The organism is Streptomyces zhihengii (assembly GCF_016919245.1).
Classification (GTDB): Bacteria; Actinomycetota; Actinomycetes; order Streptomycetales; family Streptomycetaceae; genus Streptomyces; species Streptomyces zhihengii.
In genome coordinates this window covers 930,896-951,003 of record NZ_JAFEJA010000001.1, presented here as the reverse complement: position 1 = coordinate 951,003, position 20,108 = coordinate 930,896, and the positions used below count along the sequence as shown (strand labels likewise).

At 73.8% G+C, this 20,108-nt stretch carries 14 protein-coding genes; 7 read left to right on the top strand and 7 right to left on the bottom strand.

Annotation, left to right across the window (positions count from 1 at the left end):
- Positions 1-88: 88 nt before the first annotated feature.
- A complete protein-coding gene (locus tag JE024_RS04050; protein WP_205372249.1) occupies positions 89-3,043 on the top strand; it encodes a helix-turn-helix transcriptional regulator in 2,955 nt (984 codons plus the stop codon).
- A gap of 137 nt (positions 3,044-3,180) precedes the next feature.
- Here the strand turns inward: JE024_RS04050 and JE024_RS04045 are convergent, their stop codons facing one another.
- The 3 genes from JE024_RS04045 to JE024_RS04035 form a co-directional block, all read right to left on the bottom strand.
- A complete protein-coding gene (locus tag JE024_RS04045) occupies positions 3,181-3,657 on the bottom strand; it encodes a (2Fe-2S)-binding protein (protein WP_205372248.1) in 477 nt (158 codons plus the stop codon).
- A gap of 120 nt (positions 3,658-3,777) precedes the next feature.
- Positions 3,778-6,129 carry a molybdopterin cofactor-binding domain-containing protein gene (locus tag JE024_RS04040; protein WP_205372247.1) on the bottom strand — a complete coding sequence of 784 codons (2,352 nt, stop codon included), beginning with the start codon at positions 6,127-6,129 and terminating at the stop codon, positions 3,778-3,780.
- A gap of 17 nt (positions 6,130-6,146) precedes the next feature.
- Positions 6,147-7,370: an oxygenase MpaB family protein gene (locus JE024_RS04035; RefSeq protein WP_205372246.1), complete on the bottom strand. Its 1,224-nt coding sequence runs from the start codon at positions 7,368-7,370 to the stop codon at positions 6,147-6,149.
- Between the two features lie 350 nt (positions 7,371-7,720).
- Between JE024_RS04035 and JE024_RS04030 the strand changes: the two genes are divergently transcribed.
- Entirely contained in the window at positions 7,721-8,917 is a 1,197-nt protein-coding gene (locus JE024_RS04030) for an oxygenase MpaB family protein (RefSeq protein WP_205372245.1), read from the top strand.
- A 140-nt stretch (positions 8,918-9,057) separates the two neighbouring features.
- Here JE024_RS04030 and JE024_RS04025 read toward each other — a convergent pair whose 3' ends face one another.
- The 4 genes from JE024_RS04025 to JE024_RS04010 all read right to left on the bottom strand — a co-directional run bounded on the left by JE024_RS04025 (position 9,058) and on the right by JE024_RS04010 (position 12,977).
- Positions 9,058-10,275: a TetR/AcrR family transcriptional regulator gene (locus tag JE024_RS04025; protein ID WP_205372244.1), complete on the bottom strand. Its 1,218-nt coding sequence runs from the start codon at positions 10,273-10,275 to the stop codon at positions 9,058-9,060.
- Positions 10,276-10,536: 261 nt separating this feature from the next.
- The gene (locus JE024_RS04020; RefSeq protein ID WP_205372243.1) at positions 10,537-11,643 is read right to left on the bottom strand and encodes an NAD(P)-dependent alcohol dehydrogenase; all 1,107 of its coding nucleotides are present in this window, start codon (positions 11,641-11,643) and stop codon (positions 10,537-10,539) included.
- Entirely contained in the window at positions 11,640-12,155 is a 516-nt protein-coding gene (locus tag JE024_RS04015; RefSeq protein ID WP_205372242.1) for a DUF4334 domain-containing protein, read from the bottom strand. Before JE024_RS04015 ends, JE024_RS04020 begins: the two co-directional genes overlap by 4 nt.
- Before the next feature lie 102 nt (positions 12,156-12,257).
- On the bottom strand, positions 12,258-12,977 hold the full coding sequence (locus JE024_RS04010) for a TetR/AcrR family transcriptional regulator (RefSeq protein ID WP_205372241.1): 720 nt from the start codon (positions 12,975-12,977) through the stop codon (positions 12,258-12,260).
- A gap of 262 nt (positions 12,978-13,239) precedes the next feature.
- Here JE024_RS04010 and JE024_RS04005 point away from each other — a divergent pair, with 262 nt between their 5' ends.
- The 5 genes from JE024_RS04005 to JE024_RS03985 all read left to right on the top strand — a co-directional run bounded on the left by JE024_RS04005 (position 13,240) and on the right by JE024_RS03985 (position 20,089).
- Positions 13,240-14,394 (top strand): CaiB/BaiF CoA transferase family protein, encoded by a 1,155-nt coding sequence (locus JE024_RS04005; protein ID WP_205372240.1) that lies wholly within the window; start codon positions 13,240-13,242, stop codon positions 14,392-14,394.
- Positions 14,394-15,419 carry an LLM class F420-dependent oxidoreductase gene (locus tag JE024_RS04000; protein WP_205372239.1) on the top strand — a complete coding sequence of 342 codons (1,026 nt, stop codon included), beginning with the start codon at positions 14,394-14,396 and terminating at the stop codon, positions 15,417-15,419. Before JE024_RS04005 ends, JE024_RS04000 begins: the two co-directional genes overlap by 1 nt.
- The gene (locus tag JE024_RS03995; RefSeq protein ID WP_372449765.1) at positions 15,416-16,564 is read left to right on the top strand and encodes an acyl-CoA dehydrogenase family protein; all 1,149 of its coding nucleotides are present in this window, start codon (positions 15,416-15,418) and stop codon (positions 16,562-16,564) included. Before JE024_RS04000 ends, JE024_RS03995 begins: the two co-directional genes overlap by 4 nt.
- 78 nt (positions 16,565-16,642) lie before the next feature.
- The gene (locus tag JE024_RS03990) at positions 16,643-17,857 is read left to right on the top strand and encodes an acetyl-CoA C-acetyltransferase (protein ID WP_205372238.1); all 1,215 of its coding nucleotides are present in this window, start codon (positions 16,643-16,645) and stop codon (positions 17,855-17,857) included.
- 48 nt (positions 17,858-17,905) lie between these two features.
- Positions 17,906-20,089, top strand: coding sequence for a 3-hydroxyacyl-CoA dehydrogenase NAD-binding domain-containing protein (locus tag JE024_RS03985; protein WP_205372237.1), 2,184 nt, complete (start codon positions 17,906-17,908; stop codon positions 20,087-20,089).
- Positions 20,090-20,108: the final 19 nt, after the last annotated feature.

Genomic DNA, 20,108 nt, shown 5'->3' with positions numbered 1-20,108 from the left:
GGTGGGGTGCGCCACCTCACACCATCCCCCACCCGGATTCCGGCGTCTCACCCACCGGGGGAGCACACCGTCCACACAGGAGGCACTGATGACCGGACCGCTGCGCGAACGCGACGGCGCCACGGCACTGCTGGTCGCCGAGACGGAGCGCGCGCGTTCCGGCAGCGGCGGCCTCGTCCTGCTGCGGGGAGCGACCGGAACCGGCCGTACCGCCGTCCTGGAATCCGCGGTCCGCCACGCGGCCGACCGCGGGCTGCGGGTGCTGCGGGCACGCTGCTCGCCCGAGGACACCGGCATGCCGTTCGCGACCGTGCTCCAACTCCTCGGACCCGTTCCGGACTTCCCCGACCTCGCACCGGGACTCCACGACCGCGGCAGCGCGGCCAGACTGTGGCGGCTGCTGCTGTCCTACGCGGCCGAGGGCCCGCTGCTGGTGGCGGTGGACGACGTCCACCTCGCCGACGCCCCGTCACGCCGCTGGCTGCGGGAGGCCGTACGGCGCGTCGACCGATTACCCGTACTGCTGGTGGCCGGCGAACGCAGCCAGTACGACATCGACCCCGGGCCCACCGGGCTCGCCCAGTCCCTCCCCCCGTCCCTCGTCCGCGCCCACACCCTCGACCCGCTCGGCGACGAGGCGGCGGCCGGGCTGGTCCGGGCCGCCTTCCCCGCGGCCGGGCCCCACTGGACGGCGGAGGCCGTCCGGGCCGGCGCCGGAAGCCCGATGCTCCTCCATGCCCTGCTCGACGACCTCAGGAGCCATCCGCGGACCGGCCGTCCCACCCCCGACGGCGTACCGCCCCTGCCCGAGACCTGTGCCGCGCTCTACCCCGGCAGCTACCCGGCGGCCGTGTCCTGGTGGCTCAACAGCGCCGGTCCGGCGACGGCCGACGTGGCGCGCTGCCTCGCCGCGCTGGAACAGGCATGGTCCGACGACGAGGCCGCCGCCACGGCGGAGGGCCCCGCGCCGGAGCACGCACCCGGCCACGGGCCCGATCACGGGCCCGATCACGGACCCGGCCACGGGCCCGACCACGGACACGGTTACGCGCTCGACCACGGACCCGGCCACGCACGCGGCCACGGCGCGGACTTCGCCGGACTGCTGGCGACGGCCGCCGGGGCCGATCCCGCACGCGTCGACGGCTGGCTCACCGCCATGACGCGGATCGGCATGCTGCGCCACGACACCGCCGGCCGGCCCCGCTGGGCCCACCCCCTGCTGCGCGACGCCGTGCTCACCGGCTGGCCCACCTCCCGCCGGGAGGCGGCCCACCGGGCGGCCGCGGAGACGATGCTGAACCGCGGCGAGCGCGTCGAGGCGATCGCCCGGCATCTGCTGCGCACCCCGGCAGTCCCCCTGCCCTGGGCGCTGCGCGTCCTGCGGGACGCGGCGACGGTGGCGGTCCACGACGCACGGCCCCGGGACGCCGCCGCCTACCTCCGCCGCGCCCTGGCCGAACCGCTCGCCGACGACCGGCGCCAGCGGCTGCTGACCGAACTGGGTTCCCTGGAGTACGCGTCGGCGGACGCGGCCGCGGCCATCGCCCGTCTCGCCGAGGCGCAGCACCTGCCCGCCGAGCCGAGGGACCGGGTGCGGGCCGCGGTCGCCCTCGGCACCGCGCTGGCCGGGCGCGGCGAGATCCGCACCGCCCTGGACGTGATGCGGCGGACCGAGGGCCGGCTGGACGGGCATCCGGGGCTCACCCGTACCGTGCAGACCGCCACCGCGCTGCTGTCGGACATGGACCTGGCGGCCCGTCAGGAGATCTACGGCCGGCTGTTCGAGACCGACGGGCACTCCCCGGAGCTCGTGGGCACCGCCGGACAGATCCTGCTGGTGCGGTACGCCGCGACGGCCGGACTGATCTCCGCCGGGGAGGCGATGACCCGTGTACGGGCGCTGCTCGCGCAGCCGGCCGACCCCCTGGCCGAGCCGTTCCTGCTGGGCACGGCCGCCGCGGTCGCCCAGTGGGCCGACGAACTCGACGAGGCGGACCGGCTCGTGGACCGGGGCCTGGCCGAGCAGCACCCCGCGCTGCTCCATCCCATGCAGCACGCGCTGCTCAACACCCGGGCCGACATCGCGGCGGCCCGCGGCCACCACACCGCCCTGCTCGGCGCCGCGGGCGACGCGACCGGGCCGCGTTCGCGCCCCTGGCCCACCAACCGGGACGCCCATGCGCTGATGGCGCTCGTCCACACCGGGCGCGCCGAGGAGGCCGCCCGGCTGGCGCACGCCTTCGACCTGAGCCGGGCGCCGGAGTCCTGGGAACTGAACCGCTTCCTGTACGCGCGGGGTGTGCAGCGCGCCGCCGCCGGCGACCACGCGGGCGCGGTCCACGACTTCCTGGAGTGCGGACGCCGCCAGGCCGCCCGCGAGGTGGTCAGCCCGGTCGTCACGCCCTGGCGCACGGCGGCGGCGCTGAGCCGGCTGGCACTGGGCGGCGGCCAGGAGGCGCTGGACCTGGCCGCCGAGGAACTGCGGCTGGCCCAGGCGTGGAACACCCCCCGGACGGTGGGCCGCGCGCTGCGGGTGCTCGGCAGCGCGACCGGTGGCCGGCGCGGTCTGAAGCTGGCGGGGGAGGCGGTGGACATGCTCCGGGAGGCGCCCGCGGACACCGGCACGGAACTGGTCGAGGCCCTGCTCGCCCAGGGGCGTCAGCTCCTCGCCGCCGGTGAGCGCGGACGGGCCCGCGACCGGCTGCGCGAGGCGGCGGACCTCGCCGAACGCAGAGGAGAGGTCCGTCTGTTCACCCTGGCCGGGCTGGCCCTCCGGGAGGGCGGCGCCCGCGGCTCCCTGACGGCGACCGGCTCCGGGGCCCTGACCGGCAGTGAGCGCCGTATCGCCGAACTGGCCGCCGCCGGGCGGACCAACACCGAGATCGCCGATCTGCTGCACCTGGCCCGCCGCACCGTGGAGACCCATCTGACCAGCACCTACCGGAAGCTGGGGATACGCCGCCGCACGGAACTCCCCGCCGCCCTCACCCGCAGCGGCAGCGGGAGCCGCCCGGTCTGCGCCGGTCCGGCCCCCGACTGACCGGATCCCGCCCGGGGCGCCGACTGACCGGCCCCCGGCCCCGACTGACCGGATCCCCGGGCGCACCGGATCCCCGCCCGCCGGCGGCCCCGGGGCCCCCGGCGGGCGGGGGCCGGCCCGCGTCCGGGCGGGCTCCGTCACATCCTCTCGGCCCCCGCCCTGATCGCCTCGCGGATACGCGGATACGTCCCGCAGCGGCAGATGTTGCGGATGCCGTCCAGGTCGGCCTCGGTGACCTGGCGGCCCTCCTCCCCGACCCGGCGGACCAGGGCGACGGCGGCCATGATCTGGCCGGGCTGGCAGTAGCCGCACTGGGCGACGTCCAGGTCGAGCCACGCCTCCTGCATCGGGTGCAGCTCCGCGCCCACGGTGGCCGGCAGCCCCTCGATGGTGGTGACCTCGTCGGACGGCGACAGGTCCTTCACCGGGATGGCGCACGGGTTGGCCGCCCTGCCGTTGAGATGACTGGTGCAGGCCTTGCAGACGTTGATGCCGCAGCCGTACTTCGGCCCGGTGAGACCGAGGATGTCGCGCAGGACCCACAGCAGCCGCTCGTCGTCGGCCGCGTCGACCGTGACCTGTTCGCCGTTGAGTCGGAAGGTGTGCTGAGGCACGGAAACTCCAAGCGGTGTCGGACGGTGGGGGACGGGGGCGGCGGGCGTGATGGGACGGTGGGGGACGTGGGTGCCGGACGTGATCGGGGGGGTGTCGGCGGACGTGTTCGAGCCGGTGTGTCAGCGCACGTGGTCGAGGCCGTCGGTGGGAGAGGCGGGGACGGGCGGGACGGTGGGCTTCGGCGTGAAGGAGAGCGTGCCGTGGTTGATCGGGAACACCGTGGGCATCGTGCCGGTGGCCCGCCCGTAGGCGCAGGCGACGGCGGCCATGGCGGCGGCCACCCCGAGTTCCCCCGCGCCGCCGGGCCGTTCGGTGGTGGAGGGCATGACGACGACCTTCAGCTCGGGAGGGGTGTTCCACTGCCGGGTGTAGAAGTAGTTGTCCCAGCTCGCCTCCAGGAAGTGCCCGTCCCGCAGGTGCAGGCTGGAGGTCAGGGTCAGCGCGATGCCGTCCATGACGCAGCCCGTCATCTGCGCCTCCAGCCCGCGCGGGTTGACGGCGAGACCGACGTCCACCGCGACGACGGCCTTGGTGACGCGGGGCCCGGTGACACCGTCGCGGACGGGGCGGCCGGTCACCTCGGGGCGGCAGTCGATCTCCACCAGCACCGCGCAGGCGGAGTGGTACTCGGCGTGGAAGGCGATGCCCTGCGCCGTCCCCGCGGGCATGGTCCTGCCCCAGCCGCCCGCCTCGGCCGCCGTGTCGAGGACCGCGCGGGCGCGGTCGTCGTGCAGGACGTCGTGCCGGAACCGCCAGGGGTCCTTGCCCATCCTGGCGGCGAGCCGGTCGACGAGGAGTTCCCTGGCGCAGGTGACGTCGGGGGAGTAGACGCCCCGCATGCTGCCGGTGTTGAAGCCCTTGCCGGTCTCGCTCAGGAGCCGGCTGTTCACGCCGAACTCGTAGGGCATCGACTGCGAGAGCTGGAAGAAGGTCTGGGAGAAGGCCCTGTCGCCGACCGGCAGCCGGGCGGCCATCGCGGTGAGGATCTCGCCGATCCCGTGGCCGAGGTCGGTCGAGACGCCGGTGTGCCGCTGCTTGTAGCCGAGCACGGTGTCGCCGAGGTAGGAGATGCGGACGCGCGAGGTGGCCATGGGGTGGGTGCGCCCCTGGCGGACGTCGTCGGCGCGGTGCCACATCAGCTTCACCGGCTTGCCGATCCGCCGGGAGACCTCGACGGCCTCCAGCGCCGCGTCGAAGAAGAGCTTGCGGCCGAAGGACCCGCCTCCTTCCGTCACATGCACGGTCACCGCGCCGAGCGGCAGACCGAGCCTGGCGGCGATGATCTCCTTCGCCACGATGGGCGCCTTCAGGCTCGACCAGACCTCGGCCCGGCCGGGGCGCACGTCGGCGATCGCGCAGTTGGGCTCCAGCGCGCTGTTGCTGCGGAAGTGGAAGGTGAACCGCTCCTCCACGCTCGGTGTCAGCGGCGGCAGCCCCATGGGGAGTTCGGCGTCCCGCAGGGTGGCGAGGACGGAGGCGTCGGAGGCGCCCTCGGCGCTCCCCGGCCGCCATGCCACCCGCAGGGCGCGCACGGCGTCGATGCACCGGCCGAAGGTCGTCGCCCGCACCGCCACCCCGGTGGGGATCACGACGACGTCGGTGACCCCGGGCATGGCGCGGACCTCGGCGGCGTTGGCCACCGATCCGACGGTGCCGTTGATCGTCGGCGGACGGCACACCATGGTCGGCAGGGCGTCCGGGACGTCGAGGTCCAGGGTGAACTTCTTCTGCCCGGTGACGGCCGCGCGGGCGTCCACGCGGCCGTGCGGGCGGCCGATCACGGTGAACGACCCGGGGTCCTTGAGGGCGACGGACACCTGCTCGGTCCGGACGCCCGCCGCCGCGGGGGAGAGGTCCCCGATGCCGGCGCTCCGGCCGCCGGGGCCGGAGACGACGCCGTCCTTCCAGGTCACGTCGGTGACGGCGACGCCCCAGTCGTCCGCCGCGGCCCGGAGCAGCCTGCTCCGGGCGATCGCGGCGGCGACCCGGATCGGGGTGTAGGTGGAGAACGTCGTGTTCGACCCGCCGGTGAGCTGGTTGAACAGCAGCTCCGGCCGCGCGTCGGCCAGGGTGACCCGCACCCGCGCGAGGGGCACGCCGAGTTCCTCGGCGATCAGCATCGCCGTCGAGGTGGTGATGCCCTGCCCCACCTCGGTCCTCGGCAGTGCGAAGGACACCGTGCCGTCGGTGTGCACCTCGACCGTGATCAGGCCGGACGTCGGCAGGGCGGCGGCCGTCATCACCTCGTTGAGATCGACCAGTTCGGTGATCTCCGGCGAGGGGATCCCCGCCGTCCCCTGCCCCGCTCCCGCCTGGCCGGCCCGTGCGTCGGACGCCGCCGCGAGCGGGGCGGCCGTCATCAGCGTGGGGGCGGCCAGTACGTATCCGAGGAAGCGGCGCCGTCCGACGGGCTGCCGGCCGGGGTCCTGCCGGGGCGGGCGCTCGGCGCCGTCACCGGGTGTCGTGGTCATCGTCTCCACCGGGTGGCTCAGGAGGGGCGGTTGGCGTCAGGGATCTCGATGTTGATGCCCCGTCCCTCGGAGAGGTAGAGCAGGACGAACTTACGGAGGGCCTCCTCCACTGTCCAGGCCGCCTGCGGGATCAGCGGCAGCGGGATGAGGCCCTCGCGGAACGCCACCAGCAGCGGCCAGGCACCGCTGATCAGCGGCTGCCAGAACGGCTCCCGGTCCAGGCCGATCAGATCGCCCGTCCGGTCGCCCAGGGTGTAGCGGGCGAAGGCGTTGATGAGCGGGCGGGTGAGACCGGCGTCGAGCTCGGCGACGATGTCGAGGAGGACGTCGGTGAGTTCGTTGCCCTCGGGTGTCGACGCCAGGACCGGGTCGAGGACCTGCCGGGACTGGGCCTCGGCCTCGGCCCAGCTGGCGGGGATGTACTCGTCCAGGACGCCGAGTATGTGCGCGGTGACCTGCCAGACGTGCAGGAAGCCCTCGGACTCGGCGGTGGTGACGGGCACCCGCCAGTCCTTGAGCTTCCGCATCACGAAGGTGGCCAGGCTGTGCCAGGTCACCATGACGTCGGCCTGGCTGATGGGGATGGTCTGGCCGCCGCTGGTCCGGTCCCAGCCCGGCGACTGGGGCAGCAGGTGGCGTACGGCCGCGTGCACCATGCGCGTCTTCACGGCGGTGACGATCATTCCGCCGCTCGGCTTGTACGCGTCCAGGTCCCCCACGTCGTAGCCGAGTTGGGCCGTCTTGGCGATGCGGTCCTTCATGTCCGCGCCGCCCTTGGAGTAGTAGACGGCGCGCGCCTCCCTCGGGATGGCGGTGCTCATCAGACCGCTGCCCAGGCCGTACAGGGCCCCGGTGTAGATCCCCTTCTTCGTGGTGAACCTGGCGGCCGCGGCCAGCTTGCCCGGGTCGGCCCAGGACGGCAGCCGCCGCGCCGACTCCATGAAGTCGCGCACGTCCGCGGGGAGGCCGGACGGCAGCGGCTGGTCGTTGCGGGTCCACTGCCGCAGCGCCTGGTTGACCTGGGCCACCTGGCCGCGTTCGATCACGGCGGCGAGCACCGGGTCGGCCTGCTCGTCCCAGACCCACTCGGGGTCGAGCCCCGCTCCCTTGCCCGCCACCGAACCGCTCGGCGCCCAGGTCCACAGGGCCCGCGCATGGGCCGGCGACGCCGCTCCCAGTGCCCCGAGCGCCCCGAGCGCCCCTCCCGTGATCAGCATCTTGCGCCTGCTCAGCTCGTCCATCTCTGCGGACTCCTCACCGGTTTGCCCGGGACATGTCACCGGGATTGATGCGATGAAACACATCGTGCTTCACTGTTTCATCAGGGGAGCACACGCGGCGCCGTGATCGCCAGAGGTTGCACACGATCGCCTGGCGAAGTGGCTGGCAAAGGCCGGGACTTGGCGTCTCCGTGGTGCTCCGGGCGGCCTCTGCCGCCACCATTGCCCCCGCTGACGCGGCTCGCTATGTTAATCGAGAATCACATCTGTGCGACAAGGTTGCGACACGGTTCGGCACGTATCGCCCGCGCAACCGGCAAGTCTGCGAAGGCACCTGGAACGTCTGGCCCATCAGGGAAGCAGGTAAGTCAATGGAGAACCTCAGCAGGCGCAAGGCACTGTCCCTCGGTGTCGCGCTCGGCCTCGTGGGCGTGGCGAACCCCGCCAGGGCGTGGGCGGCGGCACCCGGGGCCCAGGGCGCGGCGGCCACCGGACCGGAGTGGATCTGGGACACCGCGGCCGATCCGCTGATGGCGAAGATGATCACCGGCGGGCACGTGCCGGCCATCAACACCGCGTGGGCGTCCTGGGTGAACAACAACGACCCGCTGCCCACCGGCGTCCCGGCCGAGTTCAACGCCTACCTGCGGCAGGTCAACGTCCTGCCCTCCTGGGCCGACCCGGCCAAGCTGAAGCGCGCCGCCGACTTCAACCGGCGCAGGGACACGTACCTGTTCATGCTCTACGGCCTCGGCAGCGGCATCATGAGCACCGTGATCCCCCGCGAGGCCAAGAGCGTCTACTGGTCCGCGGGCGGCGCCGACATGCAGGACCGCGCCGCCAAGACGTTCACCTTCGGCTACGACCTCGCCGAGCTGGGCGCCTTCGAGCCGACGGGGCAGTTCGTCGTCACCGCCAACAAGACGCGCGTGGTGCACGCGGCCGTACGCCACCTGCTGCCGCAGTCGCCGCACTGGCGGGCGGTCGCCGACGAGACCATCCCGATCAGCGCCGCCGACATCCTGGTCACCTTCCACAGCCTCGGCACCTACGTCCACCGCAAGCTGCTCGACTGGCGGATCCCGTACCCGGCGGCGGACCAGGAGGCGTTCCTGCACTCGTGGCAGGTCGCCGTGCACCTGCTCGGCGTGCCGTACGAGCACATCCCCAAGACCTGGGCGGCCGCCGAGCGGCAGGCGGCCCAGATGCTCGACCCGATCCTCACCCCGTCGACCGAGGGCATCGAGCTCGCCGAGGAACTGCTCGGCCTCACCGCGCAGATCGACCTCGGGGTCACCCGGGGCTTCCTCAACGAGTTCGTGCGCTACGTCCTCAGCGACGAGGTCGGCGACTGGCTCGGGCTCAAGCGCGACTACGCCGCCGCCGCCCTGGTCCGCACCGCCTGGCCGGCGTTCATCCTCTTCCGCGAGGGGCTGTCGCCCGTCATGCCCGGCACCTTCTACATGCTCGACCAGTTCATCCGCGCCCTTGCCATGCTCTTCCTCAACAAGGGCTCCTCCGGGAAGACGACGCCCATCACCATCCCCATCGGCAACAGGGCCGCCTGAGCCCGCCGTTCCGCCCCCGGACGTGTCCGCCCCCGGCAACAGGGGCCGGGGACGGACACCGCGACGGGGCGCCTGAGCCGCTCGGCGGCGGGCGCCCCGTCACCGGCGTTGCGGCTCCCGCCGGAGCCCGCGCCGGGCCGTCACCGGCGCTCCGGTTCCCCTCGGAGCCCGAGGGCGGCCACGACCAGAGCGGTCACGGCCTCCCGGTTCCCCGGGGTGTCCCGCCACCGCAGCCGGCGTCCGGCCTCGACCACCACACCGAACCCGGCGTGCGCCAGCACCCGGGCCTGGCGCGGGTCCAGCTCCGGGCGTGCCAGCCGCAACCGCTGCTCCCAGACGGCGATGTGCCTGCGCTGCGCCAGCACCAAAGGCCGTCGCGGGCCGGCCGGCAGACCGCGCACCTCGGCCTCGGCGACGCTGTTGAGGTCGGTGTACTCGAAGCTGTAGGCCACGTACGTCGCCGCCAGCGCGACGACCGCGTCCCGCGGGCCGTCCCCCTCCCGCAGACTGCGCTCCACCCCCTGGGCCAGCAGCCCCGCCGCCTGGAGGCAGGCCGCCGCCAGGATGTCGGTCTTGCCGGGGTAGTGGCGGTAGAGCGCGGACGGGGTCAGCCCCACCGCCTCCGCGATCTGGCCGTTGGTGACACTGGTGAACCCGTCCCGGGCGAACAGCGGCACGGAGGCGGCGAGGATCTCCTCCCGCCGGGTGCGCGGCACCGGCCGGGCGGGCAGCTCGACCAGGTGCGCGGTCGGCACCCGGGCCGCCGGGCCGCTCCCGGCGACCCGCAGCGCGGACGCCAGCAGCAGGTCCTCCGCCCGGCGCTGGGCGATGGACGTGCGGTGCATCGTGACCGACCCGATCGCGCCGAGCGCCGCGGTGGCCCGCAGCCGCCCGTCGGACAGGGGGCGTTCACGCTGCACCGCCTCGTCGACCCGCTCGACCAGGCGGTTGAACTTCACCTTGAGACGCCGGCGGTCCTCGCGGTCGAGGTACCGGGCCTCCCACCGGTACACACCGCCCGACGAGCGGTGGGCGACAGTGATCCGGGTGACGGCCGCGAGCACCTCCGCGGGCGGCGCCCCGGACGGCACCTCGTCCAGCGCGGCCACCAGCCCGTCCACCATCACGTCGGCGCACTCGGCGAACAGCGCGTACTTGTTGGGGAAGTGCCGGTACAGCGCCGTCGCGGTGATGCCCACCGCGGCGGCGACCTCCTCCATGGACGCCGCGTGGTAGCCGCGCTCGCTGAAGGCCCGTCCGGCCGCGTCGACGATGAGCTGCCTGCGGTTGCGCGGCCGGGTGGCCGGGGCCGGCCGCGCCGTCCCGGCCGGACGTGCCGACGGGGGGACGGAGGCCATGCGGATCAGTGAATCACACGCCGTCAGCAGGCAGGGCGCCTTCCGGACGGCCCGCCCGGCTCACCCGCCGGCCGCGCGGCTTGGGTCAACCCGCCGACCACCCGCCGGCCGCGCCCGCCCGCCCCGCCCGGGCCACCCGCCGGCCGCGCCCGGGCCTACTCGCGGCGAGTCCGGCTCACGCCCCCGCCTTGCCCGGCCCACGACGTGCCTGGCTCACGCCCCACCTGGCTCACACCGCGCCCGTGTCGCCCGCGCCCCGCGTCACACCGCGCCCGGTTCGCCGAAGGTGAGGACCGGCTTGACCGCACCCCCGTCCCGCATGGCCGCCACGGCCGCCTCGATGTCCTCGAACGGGAAGGTGGTGACCAGCCGGTCGATCGGGAACAGACCACGGGCGCGCAGCGCGATCAGCTCGGGGACGAAGCGCCCCGGGTCGGAGTCCCCCTCCAGCACGCCGTGGACGCGGACGCCCCGGGAGAGCAGCCCCATCACGTCGAACGCCACCTCGCCGCCGATGCCGAGGAGCGCCAGCTCCCCGCGCGGGCGCAGCGCGGCGAGCGCCGGGCGGGCCATGTCCGCGCGGCCCGTGGTCTCGACGACATGGTGCGCGCCGCCGCCGGTGATCTCCCGCAGCGCCGCCACCAGCCCGTCACCCGGCTCCAGCGCCGCCCGCGCGCCGAGTGCGACGGCCAGGGCGCGGCGGGAGGGGACGGGGTCGACGGCCACCACCGGGTCGCAGCCCGCGGCCACCGCCGCCATCAGCGCGCTCAGGCCGACCCCGCCCGCGCCCAGCACCACCAGCGCGGAACCCGGCTCGGGGCGCAGCCGGTTGAGCACGGTGCCGGCGCCCGTCTGACCGCTGCATCCCAGCGGCGCGGCGACCTGGGGCGGGAGGTCGGACGGAACCTTGACCACACCGCGCCGGTGGACGACGGTGTGGGTGGCGAAGCTGGACTGGCCGAAGAACCCGGCGTGCAGCGGTGCGCCGTCGAGCGAGAGCGGAGTGGTGCCGTCCGCGCGCCCGCCGGAGAAGTTCCGGGCCCGCGCGCCGAGGCAGTAGGCGGGGTGGCCGGCCGCGCACTGCTCGCAGGCGCCGCAGCTGGCGAAGGTGAGGCACACCCGGTCCCCGGGCGCGAGACCGGTCACCTCCGCGCCCACCGCCTCGACGACGCCCGCGCCCTCGTGGCCGAAGACCATCGGCGTCAGAGCCGCGGGCCAGGTGTCCCGCATCCCCAGGTCGGTGTGGCAGATCCCGACCGCGGTCGTCCGCACCAGCACCTCGCACGGCCGCGGGTCCTCCAGCACGGCGTCCCGGAGCGTGAAGGGCGCCCCGGGTGCCGCGGCGACGGCGGCACGGACGTGTCTCACGCGCCGGCTCCGGCGGGTGCCGCCTCCCGCGGGGTCCCGGCCTCGGTGTCGCGTTCGAGGAAGAAGTAGTAGAAGGGGCCCTCCGGGGGCACGCCCTTGGCCGTCATGATGCCCATCAGCGTGGTGTCGTCGACCCACTTGAAGTGGTCGAACACCGGCTGGCCGTCGTAGACCATGGTGGCCGTCGTCTCGCCCCGGAACTCGACGGTCCACAGGCTGGCCTCGCCCTTGCCGAGCTCCAGGTTGGAGTACAGCGCGCCGGTGGCGTCCCGGCACATCAGCGGCTTGGCGTCGTGCACCGAGGCGAACCGCTTGCCGTGCCAGCCGGCCTTCGCCAGCATGCCGTTGAGCGGATGGCCGGTGGCGAACTCGCCGCCCTTCCACTCGCCGAGTATCTCCTCCGGGCGGGTGGTGGCCAGCACGGCCCAGATCGCGTCGAGTTCGGCGGCCGGGACCGGTCCGTCCTTCTCCCGGAGCTCGCGGAACCGGGTGCGGGCCTCGTGCACGTCCATGCGGGGTGTCCTCTCGTCGGTGCCCGCACCGCGGCGGCGGTGTGCCGGGAGGGTGCGGGCGGGGGAGCGGGTCGGGGGTGGGGAACGTGCAGGGCCGGGGCGTCAGCGGGGGGTGCGCGGCGCGGTGACCCGGCCCGCCGTGCCTCGCGCGGAGGAGGGGCCCCGCAGCGGGAGCGGGGCCTCCCCGGTGACGGTGCCGGGATGGCCCACGGTGCCGAGGCTCAGCAGCACATGGCGCTCGGCGACCTCCTCGGCGGTGAGCGGGCCGTCCTCGCGGAACCAGTTGGCGACGCCCTGGCACATCACGAGCACCGAGCGCACCGCGTCGGCCGGGATCGGGGTGGTGAAGACGCCCTGCGCGCGGCCCGCCTCGACGGTGTCCAGCAGCATGTGCTCCAGGTAGTCGCGCAGGGCGATGTACCGCGCCCGGTTCTCCGGCTCCAGGCTGCGGATCTCGGTGTCCAGGAAGGCCAGTTGCTGGCGGTGGGCCATGTAGAGCACGATCGACTCGACCATGCCGCAGAAGCGGGCCAGCGGATCGTCGCCGGCCTCCCCGGCGGCGGCCCGGCAGCGGTCCAGGACGTCCCTGATGGACGTCTCCAGCAGGGTGGCCAGCAGGGCCTGCTTGTTCGCGTAGTGGTAGTAGAGCGCGGGCACGGTGACGCCCACCCGGCCGGCGATGTCGCGCACCGATGTGCCGTGGTAGCCGTGCTCGTTGAAGGCCTCCATGGCGCGCATCAGGATCGCGTGCAGGTCGAGCGGTGCGTAGGAGCGCCAGTGCTCCGCCGGGGGCGTGGTGTCCTGGCTCGGCTCGGTGTTCAACGACTCTCCTCAAGGCGGGCGGCGGTCGGCGACATCGTACGGCCGTGACACCGAAACGCCACCCTTCCGGTTCCTTAGCGCTCGATCAGGGAATCCTGGTCCCCGGCGCCCGGCGTGATGTCACTTCCCCGGTGAGTATCCACGAAAACTCGTGCCGCACGGGGAGTTGACCGACCGGCGTCCCACTTCTACGTTCTTAGCGAACGCTCAGTAAGTCCTCGATCGACGGCGGTGTGTCCGCCGTGAACCGAGAAAGGAACCCATGAGCCGGCACCCCACCGATCCTCCCGGCCGCGATGTCGCGGGCCCGCTGGACGGCGTGCGCGTGGTCGAACTGGCGGGCATCGGGCCCGGTCCGTTCGCCGCGATGCTCCTCGCCGACCTGGGCGCCGACGTGGTGCGGGTGGACCGCCCCGGCCCCTCGCCGCTCGGCGGCGACCCCGCCCGTGACGTGACCAACCGCAACAAGCGCTCCGTCCTGGTCGACCTCAAGTCGCCCGGCGGACCGGACACCGTACGGGCCCTCGCGTCCCGCGCCGACGTCCTCCTGGAGGGATACCGGCCCGGCGTCGCGGAACGCCTCGGCGTCGGCCCCGAGGAGTGCCTGGCCGCCAACCCCGCCCTGGTGTACGGGCGGATGACGGGCTGGGGCCAGCAGGGCCCCCTCGCCCCGCGGGCCGGACACGACATCGGCTACATCGCCACCGCCGGCGCCCTGTCCATGATCGGCGCGCCCGGCGGACCGCCCGCCGTCCCCGTCAACCTGCTCGGCGACTACGCGGGCGGCTCCCTCTACCTGACCACCGGTGTCCTCGCCGCCCTGCTCACCGCCCGCGCCACCGGCCGCGGCCAGGTGGTGGACGCCGCGATCGTGGACGGCACCGCGCACCTCACCGCCATGTTCTGGGGCATGCTCGCCGAAGGCACCTGGCAGGACACCCGCGGCCGCAACCTGCTCGACGGCGGCTGCCCCCACTACGCCGTCTACGAGACCTCGGACGGCGGCTGGATGGCCGTCGGCACGCTCGAACCGCAGTTCTACGCGGCGTTCACCGCCCTGCTGGGCCTCGACGCCGGGGAACTGCCCGACCGCGCAGACCCGCGCAACTGGCCCGCCCTGCGCACCCTGTTCGCCAACCGCTTCAAGACCGCCACCCGGGCCCGCTGGACGGACGTCTTCGAGGGCACCGACGCCTGCGTCGCGCCCGTGCTCTCGCTGCGCGAGGCCGCCGGACACCCCCATCTGACCGGACGCGGCACCTACACCGAGGCGCACGGCATCACCCAGCCCGCCCCCGCCCCCCGCTTCTCCGGCACCCCCGGCACCCTGCGGCGCCCGCCGGCCGTCCCCGGGGCCCACACCCCGGAGGTGGCGCGTGACTGGGGCGTGCCCGAACTGCTGAAGGACCACCGCTGATGGAACTGTCCTCACCCCTGACGTACGCCGGGGATCCGCGCGAGGCCGCGGACCGGGCCGCCGCCCTGGAGTCCGCCGGCCTCGACGCCGTGTGGGTGGCCGAGGCGTACGGCTTCGACTCCCCGACGATCATGGGCTACCTGGCCGCGCGGACCGAGCGGATGCGGATCGGCTCCGCCATCCTCAACGTCTACTCGCGCACCCCCGCGCTGATCGCCCAGACCGCGGCCGGGCTGGACGCCCTCACCGGCGGCCGCGCGCTGCTCGGCGTCGGCGCCTCCGGACCGCAGGTCGTCGAGGGCTGGCACGGCCGCCGCTACGACCGTCCGCTGGGCCGCACCCGCGAGGTCATCGAGCTGTCCCGCCGGATCCTGCGGCGCGAGGTGATCGAGCACCACGGCATCACCGACCTGCCCCTGCCGCCCGAGAAGGGCGGCACCCTCGGCAAGCCGCTGAAGCTGCTGAACCACCCCGTCCGCGACACCGTGCCCGTCTACGTCGCGGCGCTGGGCCCGGCCAACGTCCGGATGACCGCCGAGATCGCCGACGGATGGCTGCCGTTCCTCTACGTCCCCGAGCGCGCGGCCGAGGTCTGGGGCCCGTCCCTGGCCGAGGGCGCCGCACGGCGCGACCCGGCGCTCGGCCCGCTCTCGGTCGTGGCCGGCGGTCTGCTGGCCATCGGCGACGACGCCGCGGCCGTCCGCGACCTGATGCGCCCCACCGTCGCCCTCTACGTCGGCGGCATGGGGGCGCCGGGCCGCAACTTCTACTACGACCTGGTCTGCTCCTACGGCTACGAGTCCGCGGCCTCGGCCGTGCAGGAGCACTACCTCGCGGGCCGCAAGAAGGACGCGGAAGCCGCCGTACCGGCCGAGCTGCTGGAGCGGCTCTGCCTCGCCGGCCCCGAGGGCTATGTCCGTGACCGCGTCGAGGTCTTCCGCGAGGCGGGCGTGACCATGCTCAACGTCACCCCCGTCGGCCCCGATCCCGCCCGGCTCGTCGAGCACGTGAGGAACTGGCTGTGACCCTGGAACGAGACCTGTACGGCCCCGACCACGAGGCGTTCCGCGAGACCGTGCGGACCTTCCTCGCCAAGGAGGTCGTCCCGCACCACGCGCGCTGGGAGCGCGACGGCGTCGTCGACCGCGAGGTGTGGCGTTCGGCCGGCCGCCAAGGGCTGCTCGGCACGGCCGTCGGCGAGGAGTACGGCGGCGGGGGGTCGGACGACTTCCGCTACAGCGCCGTCCTCATCGAGGAGTTCGCCCGCGCCGGCGCCTCCGGGCTGGCGCTCAGCCTGCACAACGACATCGTCGGCCCGTACCTCACCTCGCTCGGCACCGAGGAGCAGAAGCAGCGCTGGCTGCCCGGATTCGTCTCCGGCGACATCGTCACCGCGATCGCCATGTCGGAGCCGGGCGCCGGCTCCGACCTCCAGGGCATCCGCACCACCGCCACCGACGCGGGCGACCACTGGGTGCTCGACGGCACCAAGACCTTCATCTCCAACGGCATCCTCGCCGACCTGGTGGTCGTCGTCGCGAAGACCACTCCCGAGGGCGGCGCGCACGGGCTGTCGCTGCTCGTCGTGGAACGCGGTGCCGAGGGCTTCGAACGCGGCCGCAACCTCGACAAGATCGGCCAGAAGGCCCAGGACACCGCCGAACTGTTCTTCGACGGCGTGCGCGTCCCCAAGGAGAACCTGCTCGGCGAGGAGAACCAGGCGTTCACCTACCTCATGGGCAACCTCGCCCAGGAGCGGCTGGCGATCGCGGTCGGCGCCGCCGCGGCGGCCGAGGACATCCTCGGCGTCACCACCGCCTATGTGAAGGAGCGCGAGGCGTTCGGCCGGCCGCTGGCCAGGCTCCAGCACATCCGCTTCGAGATCGCCGAGATGGCCACCGAGTGCGCCGTCACCCGGGCCTTCATGGACCGCTGCATCGCCGACCACACCAAGGGCGAACTCGACGCGGCGCACGCCTCGATGGCCAAGTGGTGGGCCACCGAACTCCAGAAGCGGACGGTCGACCGCTGCCTGCAACTCCACGGCGGATACGGCTACATGAGCGAGTACCGGGTCGCCCGGGCGTTCCTCGACAGCCGGGTCCAGACCATCTACGGCGGCACCACCGAGATCATGAAGGAGATCATCGGCCGCTCGCTGCTCGGCTGAGCCCAGGCCGGCTCCCCGCCCCGGCAGCGGTGCTGCTGCGCGGCGCTCCTCACGACCCGAGACGGAAGGCACCCCAAGGTGAGCACCGAAGCGTACGTGTACGACGCGATCCGCACCCCGCGCGGACGCGGCAAGGCAGGCGGCGCCCTGCACGGCACCAAGCCGATCGACCTCGTCGTCGGACTGATCCACGAGACCCTCCGCCGGTTCCCGGACCTCGACCCGGCCGCGATCGACGACATCGTCCTCGGCGTGGTCAGCCCGCTGGGCGACCAGGGCGCGGACATCGCCCGCACCGCCGCGATCCTCGCCGGGCTGCCGGACACGGTGGCGGGCGTCCAGGAGAACCGCTTCTGCGCCTCCGGTCTGGAAGCCGTCAACATGGCGGCGATGAAGGTCCGTTCGGGCTGGGAGGACCTGGTCCTCGCGGGCGGTGTGGAGTCCATGTCGCGCGTGCCGATGGGCAGCGACGGCGGCGCCTGGGCACTCGACCCGATGACCAGCCACGAGACCGGATTCGTGCCGCAGGGCATCGGCGCCGACCTGATCGCGACCCTGGAGGGCTTCTCCCGGCGCGACGTGGACGAGTACGCGGCGCTCTCCCAGGAACGCGCGGCCACCGCCTGGAAGGACGGCCGCTTCGAGCGGTCGGTCGTGCCCGTGCGGGACCGCAACGGCATGGTCGTCCTCGACCACGACGAGCACCTGCGCCCCGGCACCACGGCGGACTCGCTCGCCGCCCTCAAGCCGTCCTTCGCGGGCATCGGCGAGCTGGGCGGCTTCGACGCCGTCGCGCTCCAGAAGTACCACCGGGTCGAGCGGATCGACCACGTCCACCACGCCGGCAACTCCTCCGGCATCGTCGACGGCGCCGCCCTCGTCGCCGTCGGCAGCAAGGAGGCCGGCGAGCGCCACGGCCTGACCCCGCGCGCCCGGATCGTCTCCGCCGCCGTCTCCGGAGCCGATCCGACCATCATGCTCACCGGCCCCGCGCCCGCCTCCCGCAAGGCGCTCGCCAAGGCCGGACTGACCGTCGGCGACATCGACCTCGTCGAGATCAACGAGGCGTTCGCCGCCGTCGTCCTGCGCTACGTCAAGGACATGGGCTTCTCGCCGGACAGGGTCAACGTCAACGGCGGCGCCATCGCCCTCGGCCACCCGCTGGGCGCCACCGGCGCGATGATCCTCGGCACCCTCGTCGACGAACTGGAGCGCCGGGACCAGCGGTTCGGCCTCGCCACCCTGTGCGTGGGCGGCGGCATGGGCATCGCCACCGTCGTCGAACGCCTCTGACCGTCCCGCCCTCAGCAGCCGTCCACCTCAACGGGAGACACACCAGCCATGGACACCACCGCGGGACCCGCCACCATCCGCTGGGAAGAGTCCGACGACCATGTCGTCACCCTCGTCCTCGACGACCCGGGCCAGTCCGCCAACACCATGAACGCCGCGTTCATCGACTCGCTGGACGCCGTCGCCGCACGGCTCGCCGCACGCGGCGACAGCCTCCGGGGCGTCATCGTCACCTCCGCGAAGAAGAGCTTCTTCGCGGGCGGCGACCTGCGCGACCTGAAGTCCGTCACCCCCGACACCGCCTCCCTCTCCTTCGAGGCCGGAATGCGGGTCAAGCGCTCGCTGCGCGTCCTGGAGACCCTGGGCGTCCCGGTCGTCGCCGCGATCAACGGCGCCGCGCTCGGCGGCGGTTACGAGATCGCCCTCGCCTGCCACCACCGTGTGGTGCTGGACAGCCCGGCCGCCCGCGTCGGGCTTCCCGAGGTCACCCTGGGCCTGCTGCCCGGCGGCGGGGGAGTGACCCGCACCGTCCGCATGTTCGGTGTGGCCGACGCCCTGCGCAAGGTCCTCCTGGAGGGCACCCGGTACGGGCCCGCCCGCGCCCTGGAGGCCGGCCTCGTCGACGAGATCGCCGCCGACCGGGACGACCTCATCGCCAAGGCGCACGCCTTCGTCGACGCCCACCCGCAGTCCCAGCAGCCCTGGGACGCCAAGGGCTACCGGATCCCCGGCGGCACCCCCGCGCACCCGCAGCTGGCCGCGCAGCTCCCCGCCCTGCCCGCGCTGCTGAAGAAGAAGACGGGCGGCGCCCCCTACCCCGCTCCGCGCAACATCCTCGCGGCCGCCGTCGAGGGTTCCCAGGTCGACGTGGACACGGCTTTCGTGGTGGAGGCCCGGTACCTGACCGACCTGGTCACGGGCCAGATCACCAAGAACATGATCCAGGCGTTCTTCTTCGACCTCCAGGCCGTCAACTCCGGTGCCGGCCGGCCGCAGGGGATCGAGCCGCGTACGGTGCGGAAGGTGGCCGTGCTCGGTGCGGGGATGATGGGTGCGGGTATCGCGTACTCCTGTGCGCGCGCCGGGATCGAGGTCGTCCTGAAGGACGTCACCGCCGAGTCGGCGCGGAAGGGCAAGGGCTACTCGGAGAAGCTGTGCGCCAAGGCCGTCTCACGGGGCCGCACCACGCAGGAGAAGGCGGACGCGCTGCTGGCCCGGATCACGCCGACCGCCGAGGCCGCCGACCTGGCGGGCTGCGACGTCGTCATCGAGGCGGTCTTCGAGGACACCGCGCTCAAGCACAAGGTGTTCCAGGAGATCCAGGACGTCGTCGAGCCCGACGCGCTGCTGTGCTCCAACACCTCCACCCTGCCCATCACCACCCTCGCCGAAGGCGTGGAGCGCCAGGCCGACTTCATCGGCCTCCACTTCTTCTCACCCGTCGACAAGATGCCGCTGGTGGAGATCATCAAGGGGGGGAAGACCGGCGACGAGGCGCTCGCCCGCGCCTTCGACCTGGTCCGGCGGATCGACAAGACGCCCATCGTCGTCAACGACTCCCGGGGCTTCTTCACCTCCCGCGTCATCGGCCGCTTCATCGACGAGGGCGTCGCCATGGTCGGCGAGGGCATCGAACCGGCCTCCGTCGAGCAGGCCGCCGCCCAGGCCGGCTACCCGGCCAAGGTGCTCAGCCTGATGGACGAGCTCACCCTCACCCTCCCGCGCAAGATCCGTGAGGAGACCAGGCGCGCGGTCGAGGAGGCCGGCGGCACCTGGCCGGGACACCCCGCGGACGGGGTGGTGGACCGCATGGTCGACGAGTTCGGGCGGCCCGGCCGCAGCGGCGGCGCAGGCTTCTACGACTACGACGAGGACGGCAGGCGGGCGGGGCTCTGGCCCGGACTGCGCGAGCACTTCACCCGCGAGGGCACGGACATCCCCTTCGAGGACATGCGGGAGCGGATGCTCTTCGTCGAGGCGCTCGACTCGGTGCGCTGCCTGGAGGAGGGCGTGCTGGTCTCGGTGGCGGACGCCAACATCGGCTCCCTCATGGGCATCGGCTTCCCGGCCTGGACGGGCGGCGTGCTCCAGTACATCAACGGCTACGAGGGCGGCCTGCCCGGCTTCACGGCCCGCGCCCGTGAGCTCGCCGAGCGCTACGGCGACCGGTTCCGGCCGCCGGCGCTGCTGGTCGCCAAGGCCGAGCGGGGCGAGACCTTCACCGACGCCTGACGCGCGATGCCTGACGCCT